The organism is Acinetobacter sp. P1332 (assembly GCF_044057475.1).
Classification (GTDB): domain Bacteria; phylum Pseudomonadota; class Gammaproteobacteria; order Pseudomonadales; family Moraxellaceae; genus Acinetobacter; species Acinetobacter johnsonii.
In genome coordinates this window covers 2,341,404-2,354,030 of sequence record NZ_CP171157.1, presented here as the reverse complement: position 1 = coordinate 2,354,030, position 12,627 = coordinate 2,341,404, and the positions used below count along the sequence as shown (strand labels likewise).

Annotated in this window: 13 protein-coding genes; 6 read left to right on the top strand and 7 right to left on the bottom strand. The window is 42.4% G+C overall.

What is annotated here, in order from left to right; all coding sequences use genetic code 11:
• Positions 1-115: 115 nt before the first annotated feature.
• Together rsmD and mrdA are read right to left on the bottom strand one after the other, a co-directional pair.
• The gene (gene rsmD, locus ACFN7Z_RS11560) at positions 116-682 is read right to left on the bottom strand and encodes a 16S rRNA (guanine(966)-N(2))-methyltransferase RsmD (protein WP_010326294.1); all 567 of its coding nucleotides are present in this window, start codon (positions 680-682) and stop codon (positions 116-118) included.
• Positions 683-684: 2 nt separating this feature from the next.
• Complete coding sequence (gene mrdA, locus ACFN7Z_RS11555; protein WP_010326295.1) at positions 685-2,730, bottom strand: penicillin-binding protein 2; 2,046 nt, start codon at positions 2,728-2,730, stop codon at positions 685-687.
• 241 nt (positions 2,731-2,971) lie between these two features.
• On the opposite strand from mrdA, the gene ACFN7Z_RS11550 reads away from it, so the two are divergent.
• The 4 genes from ACFN7Z_RS11550 to ACFN7Z_RS11535 all read left to right on the top strand — a co-directional run bounded on the left by ACFN7Z_RS11550 (position 2,972) and on the right by ACFN7Z_RS11535 (position 5,887).
• Entirely contained in the window at positions 2,972-3,490 is a 519-nt protein-coding gene (locus ACFN7Z_RS11550) for a hypothetical protein (protein ID WP_004980918.1), read from the top strand.
• A gap of 63 nt (positions 3,491-3,553) precedes the next feature.
• Positions 3,554-4,870: a hypothetical protein gene (locus tag ACFN7Z_RS11545; protein WP_004694304.1), complete on the top strand. Its 1,317-nt coding sequence runs from the start codon at positions 3,554-3,556 to the stop codon at positions 4,868-4,870.
• A gap of 77 nt (positions 4,871-4,947) precedes the next feature.
• Entirely contained in the window at positions 4,948-5,607 is a 660-nt protein-coding gene (gene adk / locus ACFN7Z_RS11540) for an adenylate kinase (protein WP_004980915.1), read from the top strand.
• 94 nt (positions 5,608-5,701) lie between these two features.
• A complete protein-coding gene (locus ACFN7Z_RS11535) occupies positions 5,702-5,887 on the top strand; it encodes a hypothetical protein (RefSeq protein ID WP_371746420.1) in 186 nt (61 codons plus the stop codon).
• Between the two features lie 12 nt (positions 5,888-5,899).
• Here ACFN7Z_RS11535 and nth read toward each other — a convergent pair whose 3' ends face one another.
• Positions 5,900-6,610 carry an endonuclease III gene (gene nth, locus ACFN7Z_RS11530; RefSeq protein WP_010326297.1) on the bottom strand — a complete coding sequence of 237 codons (711 nt, stop codon included), beginning with the start codon at positions 6,608-6,610 and terminating at the stop codon, positions 5,900-5,902.
• A 3-nt stretch (positions 6,611-6,613) separates the two neighbouring features.
• A complete protein-coding gene (locus ACFN7Z_RS11525) occupies positions 6,614-7,408 on the bottom strand; it encodes an RnfABCDGE type electron transport complex subunit B (protein ID WP_159151848.1) in 795 nt (264 codons plus the stop codon).
• Between the two features lie 347 nt (positions 7,409-7,755).
• Here ACFN7Z_RS11525 and gdhA point away from each other — a divergent pair, with 347 nt between their 5' ends.
• Complete coding sequence (gene gdhA / locus ACFN7Z_RS11520) at positions 7,756-9,099, top strand: NADP-specific glutamate dehydrogenase (RefSeq protein ID WP_004980905.1); 1,344 nt, start codon at positions 7,756-7,758, stop codon at positions 9,097-9,099.
• 73 nt (positions 9,100-9,172) lie between these two features.
• Here gdhA and ACFN7Z_RS11515 read toward each other — a convergent pair whose 3' ends face one another.
• The 3 genes from ACFN7Z_RS11515 to rlmH form a co-directional block, all read right to left on the bottom strand.
• Positions 9,173-9,955, bottom strand: coding sequence for a DUF4377 domain-containing protein (locus tag ACFN7Z_RS11515; RefSeq protein ID WP_010326299.1), 783 nt, complete (start codon positions 9,953-9,955; stop codon positions 9,173-9,175).
• Between the two features lie 141 nt (positions 9,956-10,096).
• Complete coding sequence (locus tag ACFN7Z_RS11510; protein WP_010326300.1) at positions 10,097-10,873, bottom strand: dioxygenase; 777 nt, start codon at positions 10,871-10,873, stop codon at positions 10,097-10,099.
• A 108-nt stretch (positions 10,874-10,981) separates the two neighbouring features.
• Positions 10,982-11,464, bottom strand: a complete 483-nt coding sequence (gene rlmH / locus ACFN7Z_RS11505) for a 23S rRNA (pseudouridine(1915)-N(3))-methyltransferase RlmH (protein WP_004980899.1) — start codon at positions 11,462-11,464, stop codon at positions 10,982-10,984.
• 146 nt (positions 11,465-11,610) lie between these two features.
• On the opposite strand from rlmH, the gene ACFN7Z_RS11500 reads away from it, so the two are divergent.
• Positions 11,611-12,552 carry a M20/M25/M40 family metallo-hydrolase gene (locus ACFN7Z_RS11500; protein ID WP_058952086.1) on the top strand — a complete coding sequence of 314 codons (942 nt, stop codon included), beginning with the start codon at positions 11,611-11,613 and terminating at the stop codon, positions 12,550-12,552.
• Positions 12,553-12,627 lie beyond the last annotated feature (75 nt).

Here is a 12,627-nt window from a genome sequence, read left to right as displayed (position 1 = left end):
TTTTGAATATGTATATTGATCTTTATACATAGCGTAGCTCAGAACCACACTAATATGCACTAAGAGCAATTTCTTTCGTGATGGCCTAAATCAAAAGGGCGTAAAAGTGTCTAGATTATGGGGAAACCACCACTTTCTTTTGATATAAACCTGCACGTACAGTCCCAGCTTTGGTGCTCTTCACTTGCACCCACGATGCTGGAAGTTTTAATAGATTCAAATCCCGATCGGCTTCTACATAAATATAGCCATTATTTTGAATTATCGGATCCGCCAAGAGGGCCAGTTCTTCCCATAGCTCTAGGCTATACGGTGGGTCTAAAAAGACCAAGTCAAATTGCTCTTTTAAGGTGGCTAATGTTTGCTGTGCAGTCGCTACTTTTAACTGGGCACGAGACTTAGGGACTTTAAGGAGTTCCAAGTTTTGCGTTAAAAACTGTGCTTGACTGCGGTCAGGTTCAATCATCACTATCTTTGATGCACCACGTGATAAGGCTTCAAATGCCAACGCACCCGAACCTGCACAAATATCCAAAACATTGGTGTTTTGCACATCCCACATGAGCCAATTAAACAAAGTCTCACGTACGCGATCAGGCGTAGGGCGTAAACCTTCAATATTGGCAAAAGGCAGTTGACGACGTTTCCAGTCCCCTCCAATGATGCGGAGTTGGTTTTTCATAATTAGTCTGACTCCACAGGTGCAGAAGGTGGTGTAGCTGAACGGCTTGTATTTGCCGTTGTTGAAGCGGGTGCTGTATTGGAAGTACTGGTTGGCGTAGCTGTACTTGTCCCAGTTGTGGTCGCTGGTGGAGTGCTACCACTTGGTAATTCACCCGGTTTAATCCCCGCTGTCATCAAGCCGCCACTAATTTGATGGTTTTGTGGACGAATTGGATTTTTATGACGTGTGAGCAGCCAGTAGTCTAAGATCGGACGAGCCAGCTGTGCCGCAGAACCACCATGACGACCATTTTCCCAAACCACTGCAATCGCAATTTCAGGGTTTTCCGCAGGTGCAAAGCCTACGAATAAACCGTGATCTAACTGACGTTCAGTCAATAGGGCTTCATTATAGCGTTTACCTTGAGCAATACTTTTGACCTGTGCAGTACCGGTTTTACCTGCAATTTTATACATTGGCGTGCGAATGCCACGTCCAGTCCCTGTTTCAATGACATCGACCATGGCATCACGCATTTGTATCCAGTCTTGATCGGTGCCATTGAACTGGATTCTGCCATCAGGTGCATTTAAGTCTTTATGTGGTTTTGCGCCTTTACTGGTTTGTAAAACATGCGGAATCACATGTGAACCATGGTTGGCGGTAATGGCTGTTGCCATGGCCAATTGCAGCGGTGTTGCTGTAAAAGCACCTTGTCCAATACTTACTGAAATGGTTTCCCCTTTGAGCCACTTGGCATCTCGGGTACGCATTTTCCATTCGGGGTTTGGGTAAAGGCCTGTACTTTCACTTGGTAAATCCACACCAGTTTTTTCACCAAAGCCAAACTGGCGCATCCATGTGTTCATTTTTTCAATGCCCATACGGAACGACAGAATGTAGAAGAAGGTATCGCAAGAGACCACTTGCGATTTATGCAAGTTGACTACGCCGTGTCCTGACTTTTTCCAGTCGCGGAATTTATGCGAATCGCCCGGAAGTGTGAAATAGCCATGATCGGAAATGGCCGTGCCCCAATCAATTAAGCCATAATGAATACCACCTAAACCAAACATCGGTTTAATGGTCGAGCCAGGTGGGTAAGCGCCTTGCACAGCACGGTTATATAAGGGTTGATCGAGGTTATCGCGTAAACCACTATAGTCGGTATGACTAATGCCGGTGACAAACAGGTTAGGGTTAAAACTTGGACTTGAGACCAAGGCAAGAATTTCACCTGTACGTGGATCCATCGCCACAATTGCACCACGACGACCTGCAAGCTGCTCTGAGGCAACCGTCTGCAAGCCATAATCGAGTGAAAGATATAAGTCATTACCACGAACGGGTTCTTTGCGACCTAAATGACGTAGCACGTTACCATGCGCATCGGCTTCGACCGACTCATTTCCTGGTACACCATGCAGCAAATCTTCATAAGAGTTTTCTACCCCAATTTTACCAATCAGGTTAGTGCCCGCATACAAATCTTTATTGATGCTTTTTAATTCTTTATCGTTAATTCGACCGACATAACCAATCACATGGGCAAATAGCTCACCATGTGGATAGTAGCGCGTCATCTGGGTTTCGATATTAACCCCAGGGAATTGATATTTAACTTCGCTAAAGCGAGCAATATCGTTTTCATTGAGATTAAGTTTAATGGAAACGCGTTCAGTTTTACGTGAGGCTTTAATACGACTGTTAAAGCGCTCAATATCATCAGGGGTGAGTTCTAAGATTGGCGTTAAACGTTCAATCGTGGCATCAATATCCGTCACATCCGCTCGACTCATCGTCGCGGTAAAGACTGGATAGTTGTCCGCCAACAGCACACCATTGCGGTCATAAATATAACCACGGGCAGGGGCTAAAGGTTGTAGGCGAATGCGGTTTTGATCGGATGCAGTTGAAAACTCGTCAAATTGAACCAGCTGCAAATAGGCATAGCGAGTGACTAAAATCAGCAAGAAGAAAACCACAATACCCATGGAGATAAAGGTACGATTGCGAAAAATGCGCTTTTCTTGTTGGACATTTTTTAAAGGAAAGTGCTGTTTCATACCAAATCGACTTAAACACATGGATAAAGAGGAAAATACCTGCGCGCTATTCTAACGCATGTCACACTGTTTTGATATTTGTAATCGCGGCTTCTGCTTTTCATTTTTGCCTAAATTTTGACTTTATAGACATCAAAAATATAAATTGCTGTATATAAGTGTTTTATAAATTCTGCTACAGTCAAAATCCTGTAAAAAGGGACCAATTACTAAAATAACATTACGGATAATGGTGACAATAATGACAAGAATTTATCCAGTGTTGGCACTTGTTGCCTGTGCAAACGTAGCCTACGCTCAAGATAATTCCTTTTTGCCAGATGCAAAAATTCCTGCTGGCAGTGCTCAAACGTGGAATGTAGGGGCTGGTGTAACGCAGAAATTACTGCACACCAATCTGGAATGGGTGAATCCTTATGGCATTGCATACGCAAAAGCTGGGGTATTTATCAATGATGATTACCCTGTAGGTGGTCAGTTGGGTTTTAGATTTCCAGTTCATTTTACTGGTAAAGATAAAAATGGCTATTATCTCGGTGTTTATGCGGGGCATATTGACAGTAAGAAAGTGGATGGCGAGTACGAATCTCGCCTTGGTGGTGGTGTAGATCTTGCTTATGTGTTACTGAGTCCTGAACGAATCAGCACTTTCAGTGTAGGGATTGGTGCAGGGGAAAAACTCGAAGCCAAATCGGGCTATGTGGTTGCAGAAACTGAACCGAGACTACAATTTTCCTATACTCTAAGTTTCGGTTTGTAGACACAATATCTTTTTTAAAACGCTATATAATTCAGTTAATAAAATTAAATATGGAAGTTATGCATGCTTGAGTACGTCAATCAGTTGTGGCAAACCTTTTTGAATCGACCCGATTTTTGGGCTGTACTCAGCATTATTCCTGTGACTGCTTTTGTGACTTGGGCGCACGTTTGGATGGCCCTGAAAATGGTCTTTTACCCGATTACATTTTGGGGCTTTCATATTGGGCCTTTGCCTGTGGGTTGGCAGGGCATTGTGCCCAGAAAAGCGGGGCGTATTTCAGGCATCATTACGGATAACACCTTATCTAAGCTTGGTTCTTTGCGTGAATTTTTAGATGCAATGGATCCTGAGGATATGGCGCGAATCATTGGTGAGCAAGTTGGTTTTGAACTTGAGCACCTGATTGATGAAGTCATGATTGACCGTAATGCTGTACTTTGGGAAAACTTACCTTATTCGATTAAGCGTCGAATTTATGCGCAGGCACACAAACAGCTTCCGGCTGTGCTCAGAGAATTAGTGACCGAACTGACCATGAACGTCGAGTCACTTGTGGATATGCGCGATATGGTGGTCAGCCAAATGGAAGGTGACCGCAGACTAATGGTGCGTATGTTCTTGAAAGTGGGTCAGAAAGAAATCAACTTTATTTGGCATATTAGTGCCCTCATTGGGATGTTCTTTGGTATCTTCCAAATGATTGTTTGGTTTGTGGTGCCATGGCATTGGACCGTACCATTTTGGGCGGCAGTATGGGGCTTCTTAACCAACTGGATTGCGATTTGGATGGTGTTTAATCCAATTGAGCCACACTATGTTCGATATCTGCAACTGACTGAATTAACAAAAGATCGTAAGTTTCCATGGATTAAGCCTGTGATTCCGCGCATTGGGACTTATAATGTGCAAGGCGCTTTCATGAAGCGTCAAGAAGAAGTGTCTGATGTGTTTGCAAGTGTAGTCACAGAAGACCTGATTACGTTAAAATCCATCATGACTGAAATGATGTATGGCAATAAAAAAGACAAGACCCGTCGTATTGTCAAACGTCATATTAATGAAATTATGGAAACACCATTGGTGAGAACATCTTTGCAGCTGTCTTTGGGGCCACGTGAATACGCAAAACTCAAGACGGACTTGATTGATCGTTCAATTGAAATTACGATGGTGCCTGTATGCGACCCAGCGTTCAATGCGAGCCGTGCACAGAAAATCTATCAAATGTTTAGAGACCGTATTCGGGAGCTAACGCCGAAAGAATTTCAAAACTTATTACGTCCTGCATTTCAGGAAGACGAATGGATTTTGATTTTATTGGGTGGGGTAACGGGCTTCATTGCGGGTACAATACATTTGTTTGTAGCTTTCTTATAATTAGATGCTAAAAATATGTCGAATTTGTCGGCATGTATAAAGCGTCAAATATATTGTTTAAATGAGGATGTTTTTTTATGCGCATTATCTTACTCGGACCACCTGGAGCAGGTAAAGGTACACAAGCTCAGTTGATCTGTAAGCGCTACAATGTCCCACAAATTTCAACCGGTGATATGCTCCGTGCTGCAATTCGTGAAGGAACTGAACTCGGTCTACAAGCTAAAAGCGTGATGGACAATGGTGGTCTTGTATCTGATGAACTGATCATTGGTTTAGTGAAAGAACGTATTGCACAACCTGACTGTGTAAATGGCTGTATCTTTGATGGTTTCCCTCGTACCATTCCTCAAGCCGAAGCGCTTGAAAATGAAGGCATCAACATTGATCACGTGATTGAAATTGATGTACCTGACGAAGAAATCGTACAACGTCTTTCTGGTCGCCGTCAGCACCCTGCATCGGGCCGTGTTTATCACATCGTTTACAACCCACCTAAAGTGGAAGGTAAGGACGACGAAACTGGTGAAGAGCTGGTACAGCGTCCAGATGACCAAGAAGCAACGATTCGTAAGCGTTTAGGTTCATACCACACTGAAACTGAACAGTTGGTTGGTTTCTACCAAGGTCGCGCAGCGTCTGGTGAAAATGCACCAACCTATGACAAGCTGAATGGCTTACGTCCAATTGACGAAGTACAAGCAGATTTGTTCGCGATTCTTGATCAAGACAAATAATTGCATGTTTTAAACATGGCAATGTTTTGACATTGAAAGAGCTCTAAGTCATATTAGGGCTCTTTTTCTTGATCCTCTAAAAATGGAGTCGCGTGTGGCACAAGTTGGAATCATTGTTTTAATTATTGTTGCCGTGGCGGTATTGGTGGGTTTGTTTTGCATTAGCGTAAAAATGCTACGCGATGTCAGTAAACAAGAAAAACTGTCGAAGAAGCAACCAGAACGTCAGTTGCATCCGAAGTTGCAGCAAGACTTAAAAGATAAATCAAATCAACAATAAAAAAACTGAACTTTAGTGTTCAGCTTCAATCGTCGTTGTGGCAATACGTGCTGCACCAAATTCAAAACGATCTGGCCAGTTACACACATCTGAAACGATGCATTCATGACATTTCGGTTTGCGTGCGATACAGCAGTATCGACCATGTAAAATGAGCCAATGGTGTGAGTCCACAATAAATTCTTTCGGAATGACTTTCACTAAACGGTGCTCGACTTCAAGCACATTTTTGCCGACCGCTAATCCCGTACGATTGCCTAAACGAAAAATATGCGTATCGACCGCCATGGTCGGTTGCCCAAAAGCAGTATTCAACACTACATTGGCTGTTTTTCGCCCTACACCGGGTAAAGCTTCTAAATCGGCACGGTTGTTTGGCACGATGCTGTTATGTTTTTCAATCAGCATTTTACAGGCTTTAATTACATTTTCGGCCTTCGCATTATATAAACCTATGGTTTTAATATAGGTTTTTAAACCATCGACCCCTAAGGCGTAAATAGTTTCAGGTGTATTGGCAACAGGAAAGAGTTTGTCTGTAGCTTTGTTGACACTCACATCTGTCGCCTGAGCAGACAAGGTCACAGCCACCAACAGCTCAAAAGGACTCGAATAATTTAATTCAGTTTTGGGATTTGGACGTTGCGCACGTAAACGTTCAAAAAAGATTTGGATTTGCTTTTTGGTCATGTTTTTTACAGGTTTTCCGCTTGTTGTGAGCATGTTTTAAGCTTCCTGTAACTGATGAAGGTGTTGGGTTAAGTCATCTAACAACAAACGTTTTTTCGTATCTTCACGAACGCTGAGCTGCTTTTCTAATTTTTTAATTTGTACGCGTAATTTCGCCAGCTCAATGGTGGATTTTGCATCGAGTTTTGCTGCCATTTCTGGTTCTTTTTCAATGATCTGAATATCGGGTATAGTATCGTTCTGTGCTGAAAACTGGGCAAATAAAGCCGTATCAATTTCTGCACGAACCACTGGGCCTTTACGGTGTAGACGCTGTTTTTCTTCACGTTGAATATGTGCGTAATAGCGTTGTCTTAAATCATCTTGCTCAGCTTTACGCAAGATTTCCGTCGGTATGCCGTCTACATCTGGAATAAGGTCAATACAGTCGACAGGACAAGGTGGGATACACAATTCACAGCCTGTACACAGGTCAGTCAAAATACTGTGCATAAGTTTACCTGAGCCAATAATGGCATCTACAGGACAGGCACTAATACATTTGGTACAACCAATGCATTCATCTTCACGAATAACTGCTTTCATTCTCTGTGGGCGGCCATCGGCTTGAATAGGCCAAATACTTTCTTCTGCAATTAATGCTGGCCTGTTTAGCAACTGAGCCAATGCATCGGCTACAGGCTGCCCGCCGGGTACACATTTATTGGCTGCTTCACCTTCGCTGATGGCTTGGGCATAAGGCAGACATCCATCACGATGTCCGCAGAGTCCACATTGGGTTTGGGGAAGGAGGGCATCGATATTTTGGATCAGGGAAATGTGCGAATTCATGCGTAAACCAATCCTGCAACTGAATTTGCAGAGATATTAGGAGAAATAGGTAGATCACTGAATTTTACCATGTTTTTTTTGAATAATCCTGTGTTCTAAAACGGTTCATTAACTGCATCATTTTTGAGCAAAAAAAGATTTTAAACCTGTGTTTTCATTGGTGTTTTTTTATAACCAGTTTTGAGGTATGTTTTATATAAATAATTGTTATATAAATGATAAATATGTTTTTTTATAGAAATGTGTTGTGAATTGTTGGTAAAAGATATTTAATTGTTTGCGCCAAAATTTAACATTGTTTATAAAATTTGACCAATTTTGATCCATTTTCTGCTGAGGATTAAGCGTTGAAATATAACAGCCTTAATGAGTTTTTAGATTACGTGAAAACACGTGATGAACATCAACCCGAATTTCTACAAGCGGTAGAGGAAGTCATGACCAGCCTTTGGCCGTTCATTGAAAAAAATCCTCGTTATGCAGACCACGGTTTGCTGGAGCGTTTGGTTGAGCCAGAGCGTGCGATTCAATTCCGCGTTTCATGGGTGGATGATCAAGGTCAAACGCATGTAAATCGTGCTTTCCGTGTTCAATACAACTCGGCTATTGGTCCATTTAAAGGTGGTATGCGTTTTCATCCATCGGTGAACTTGTCTATTCTTAAGTTCTTGGGTTTTGAACAGACCTTTAAAAATGCCCTCACTACACTGCCAATGGGCGGTGGTAAAGGTGGTTCAGACTTTGATCCTAAGGGTAAGTCTGAAGGCGAAATTATGCGTTTCTGCCAAGCGCTAATGATTGAGCTATACCGTCACCTAGGTTCAAATACGGATATCCCTGCGGGTGATATTGGTGTGGGTGGCCGTGAAGTGGGTTATATGGCTGGCATGATGAAGAAGTTAAGTAATGACACTTCATCTGTGTTTACGGGTAAAGGTTTGACCTTTGGTGGTTCTTTGGCGCGTCCTGAAGCAACGGGCTACGGCACAGTGTATTTTGCTGAAGAAATGCTGAAAACACGTGGCGACTGCTTCCAAGGCAAAACAGTCACGATTTCTGGTTCTGGTAACGTAGCACAGTACGCTGCTGAAAAAGCAATGTATCTGGGTGCAAAAGTCGTTTCATTGTCTGACTCTGCGGGTACGGTATATGTAAAAGCAGGTTTTACCGATGCTTTACTTGCTGAAGTGATGGAATTGAAAAATGTGAAGCGCGGTCGTATTTCTGAGTTTGCATCTAAGCATGGCTTTGAATACTTAGAAGGTCAGCGTCCATGGTCTATTCCATGTGATATTGCACTGCCATGTGCAACTCAAAATGAGTTAGATCAGGCAGATGCTGAAGTACTTCTTGCAAATGGTGTGATTTGTGTCGCTGAAGGGGCAAACATGCCTTCTACCTTAGATGCAGTCGAAAAATTCGTTGAAGCGAAAATTTTATACGCACCAGGTAAAGCATCGAACGCGGGTGGTGTTGCGACTTCTGGCTTAGAAATGTCACAAAATGCTTTGCGTTTGGGTTGGACTTTTGAAGAAGTCGATGAGCGCTTACATGCGATCATGAAAGAAATTCACCGTAACTGTGTGAAATACGGTACACAAGCAGATGGTACTGTGAACTATGTCAATGGTGCGAACATTGCAGGCTTTGTAAAAGTTGCAGATGCAATGCTAGCTCAAGGCGTATTCTAAGTTTTGTACACTTAGAAAATCCCAATAAAAAACCGAGGCGATAGCCTCGGTTTTTTTCTAGGTCATTGAACGATTACAATGAACCTTTGACCGCTTCACGTTCAATAATCATGTCTTGAACATAAGCATATTTTGATTGGTCAGCCGCAGGGTTGGCAATTTCAAAACGTTTAACACGTACGATTTGACGCTCTTTCGGATTGTGGGTGAAACCATCGATATGGTTATAGAATAACGTCCAGTCTTTATCGACCTGCGTTTTTAGGCCATTTTCAGCATATTTAATTTCACGAACTTGTAGGCATTCCATACGGGCAACACCTGCAGAACATGTTTTGGTTTCTGGTGAAATTTCTAAGAAAACAGTTTCACCTTGGCTTTGATATTTCGATTCAGCAGTTTGCTTACCTGTGAATACAATTTTTTCACCTTTTGCCGATACCACGGTCAGTGTTGGCGCATCAGGATCATTTAGGTTTAAAACAAACGGTGCTTTACGGTTGTCAAATAAATCTGCTGCCATGCCTTCCTGAGCCATGGCTTTTGGTTCACATGCCATTTGAGTCGCCATCAGGTTACCCGTCACGATTTGATTACTCTCAACTTTCCAGCTAGTCCCCATACCGTTACAACTGGTTGCAATGCCTAAGCGACCAGCTTGTTTGTCAAAGTTTAAAACCAAAGGTTTAGGCGTACCTGCGGTGTTCGCGCTCCAATGGTAGTTTGCGAGTGTTTGATCTGCATTTTGTTGTTGTAGTACAGACACAGCCAAATCTCCTACTTTTTGAATATCAGATGATTGGCAAGCAGCCAGTGCGAGTGGGAAAAGGGCAATCGCTAAATATTTTAATTTCATGGGTTACAAGTTCTTGATTTAAAATAACAAGATACATGATATCCGATGTTGTTTTTAAAAGAATGGATACATTCAGTTCTTTTGGGTTTCAAAATATATCCATAAATATTTTTTTGTTAATATATAAGTAAAATTTATACATTAATCAAAACGGTAAATGTCCATGCCCAGTGCACCCATGGTAAAGCTACTATGCACAATATTAAAACGATGTCCTGTACCCATCGCAAAAAATATTGGGGCAAAGTGTTCTAACGTTGGGTGGTTACGACGGACAAAAGGAATCGATTCCCAGTCTAAAATGGCGTCAAAGTCCTGATGGCTAAGTTTCGCGACCACATGATTACGAAATGTCGATGCCCACTCAGGTACCGCTTGTGACTGACCATGCCAAGACAACTCGGCTAAGTTATGGGTAATACTCCCTGAGCCAATGAGCAAGACCTGCTGCTCGCGTAGTGGCGCAAGGGTTTGACCAATTTTATAAATCTCTTCTGCCGACAGATTCATCGGGAGTGAAATTTCCACCACAGGGATGTCTGCATCTGGATACATATGGAGTAAAGGCATCCAAACGCCATGATCACGCGGACGAGTACTGTTTGCATGAGCTGAAAAACCCGCTTCTGCCAATAAATGTAGAATTTCTTCGGCTAGAACAGGTTGACCGGGTGCTGGGTAGCGAATGTCATAAAGCTCAGCAGGAAAGCCTCGAAAGTCATGCCATGTCTCAGGACGGGCTCCAGTACTTACTTCAAGTGAGTTACTTTCCCAGTGAGCGGACATAATCACAATTGCTTGTGGTGTCGGTAAGTTTAGACCCAAACGATGTAACGCAGGCCCAACTTGCTCTGGATTCAACGCAAGCATGGGAGAGCCATGAGAAATGAATAAGCCGGGTAGCGTTTGTAAGTTCATTGTGAAAGCCTAATAAGGGAAGATGAAAAGGATTTTGTCAGATTCTTATCATCTGTGTAATGGGGGAAATATCAACGTATTGTTCCAAAAAAAGAACAATACTTGAGCTTAACCTGCACGATGATAAGGGTGATTATGGTTAATACTCATAGCACGATAAAGCTGTTCAATCAGCATCACGCGAACCATCGGGTGTGGTAAAGTCAGTTTGGATAAAGACCAATGCCAAGCAGCTGCTTTACGTACTGCTTCAGAGTGACCGTCAGGCCCACCAATTGCCAGTACAATATCATTGCCCTCAAGCATCCACCCTTTCATGGTTTCTGCCAGTTTTTCGGTGCTAAACTCACGACCACCGACTTCCAAAGCAATCAGTACTTCGTTACCTTTCATTGCATTTAAAATGCTATCACCTTCAATTTGACGGTATTTTAAAATATCTGCTTCTGAATCATTTTTACCGCGCTTTGCCATTGGCAGTTCAATAATCTGCGTTTGCACAAAAGGTTGAATACGTTTGAAATAATCTTCAAAACCAGTCAGTACCCATGCAGGCATTTTTTGACCAATGGTCAGAATACGGATTTTCATAATGGGGCATGTATAAGGAGACGATTCATTATAACGGTGAAAGCAATGCTTTGCAGTGAGACGAAACAAAATGCAATTGAATTCACTGAACTAATGTTGCTTAATTCAACAGATGAAAGGAATAAGAAATACTTGGAATAATAACAATGTGGCTCAAAACTTTAAAAAAACAGGCTTTTTTGTTGATTGTTGTACTGGGTACTTTCACAGGGCAGGTATTTGCAAGCAACGCCAAAATGGCTGATGAACAAAACCTACAAGTCTATTTGGAGCAAGTGATTGGTCAGGGCAAAGCACGTAACTATAAAAACCTTGATGAACTGAACCGTGTCTCTGCATGGATCAAAGAACAAATGCGCTTATTGGGCGTTCCGTGTCACTATCAAAACTTTACGGCCAATCAGCAAATTTACCGAAATGTAGTGTGTAGTTTAAACGTCGGACGGGCAGACCGCGTGATTGTTGGGGCGCATTATGACGTCTTTGGCGATCAAGATGGTGCAGATGACAATGCCTCTGGTGTTGCAGGCGTTATTGAAACGGCGCGTATTTTGGCAGAGCAGAAGTTTAAACTGCCTAACAATGTGGACTTTGTGTTCTATAGTTTAGAAGAACCACCGTTTTCTAAAACTGAACAAATGGGCAGTTATGTGCATGCGAAATCGGTTCAGGCACAAAAAGATAAGATTAAAGGTGTGTATATTTTAGAAATGATCGGCTTCTTTAGCGAACAACCCATCCAAAGCTATCCTGTGGGCTTAAAGTGGATTTATCCAAGCCATGGTAATTTTATTGCGACAGTGAGTAATGTCAGTTCACGTGATTTAGGCGCAGGCTATTGTGCAGCGATGCAGCAACTTGATCAGTTAGAATGTCAGCGTTTGGTTGCTCCGAGCTTTGCCAATGCTTTTGATTTTTCAGATCATTTGAATTATTGGGAGTTTGATATTCCCGCAGTCATGATTACCGATACCGCATTTTATCGAAATGGTCACTACCATACCAAAGCAGACCGCTTAGCAACGTTGAATTTGACCAAAATGGCGAATGTGATCGATGGGTTGGTACAGCATTTATTGAAACCTTAATGTATTTTGAGCAATAAAAAACGCAGTTCCCAAGTAGCGAGAACTGCGATAAAAGGTCATCCGTCTGGAGAATCA

What these genes read in the sequence shown, in the direction of transcription:
- rsmD (WP_010326294.1), bottom strand. Translation starts at nt 682, where the DNA reads ATGAAAAACCAACTCCGCATCATTGGAGGGGACTGGAAACGTCGTCAA.
- mrdA (WP_010326295.1), bottom strand. Translation starts at nt 2,730, where the DNA reads ATGAAACAGCACTTTCCTTTAAAAAATGTCCAACAAGAAAAGCGCATT.
- ACFN7Z_RS11550 (WP_004980918.1), top strand. Translation starts at nt 2,972, where the DNA reads ATGACAAGAATTTATCCAGTGTTGGCACTTGTTGCCTGTGCAAACGTA.
- ACFN7Z_RS11545 (WP_004694304.1), top strand. Translation starts at nt 3,554, where the DNA reads ATGCTTGAGTACGTCAATCAGTTGTGGCAAACCTTTTTGAATCGACCC.
- adk (WP_004980915.1), top strand. Translation starts at nt 4,948, where the DNA reads ATGCGCATTATCTTACTCGGACCACCTGGAGCAGGTAAAGGTACACAA.
- nth (WP_010326297.1), bottom strand. Translation starts at nt 6,610, where the DNA reads ATGCTCACAACAAGCGGAAAACCTGTAAAAAACATGACCAAAAAGCAA.
- ACFN7Z_RS11525 (WP_159151848.1), bottom strand. Translation starts at nt 7,408, where the DNA reads ATGAATTCGCACATTTCCCTGATCCAAAATATCGATGCCCTCCTTCCC.
- ACFN7Z_RS11515 (WP_010326299.1), bottom strand. Translation starts at nt 9,955, where the DNA reads ATGAAATTAAAATATTTAGCGATTGCCCTTTTCCCACTCGCACTGGCT.
- ACFN7Z_RS11510 (WP_010326300.1), bottom strand. Translation starts at nt 10,873, where the DNA reads ATGAACTTACAAACGCTACCCGGCTTATTCATTTCTCATGGCTCTCCC.
- rlmH (WP_004980899.1), bottom strand. Translation starts at nt 11,464, where the DNA reads ATGAAAATCCGTATTCTGACCATTGGTCAAAAAATGCCTGCATGGGTA.
- ACFN7Z_RS11500 (WP_058952086.1), top strand. Translation starts at nt 11,611, where the DNA reads ATGTGGCTCAAAACTTTAAAAAAACAGGCTTTTTTGTTGATTGTTGTA.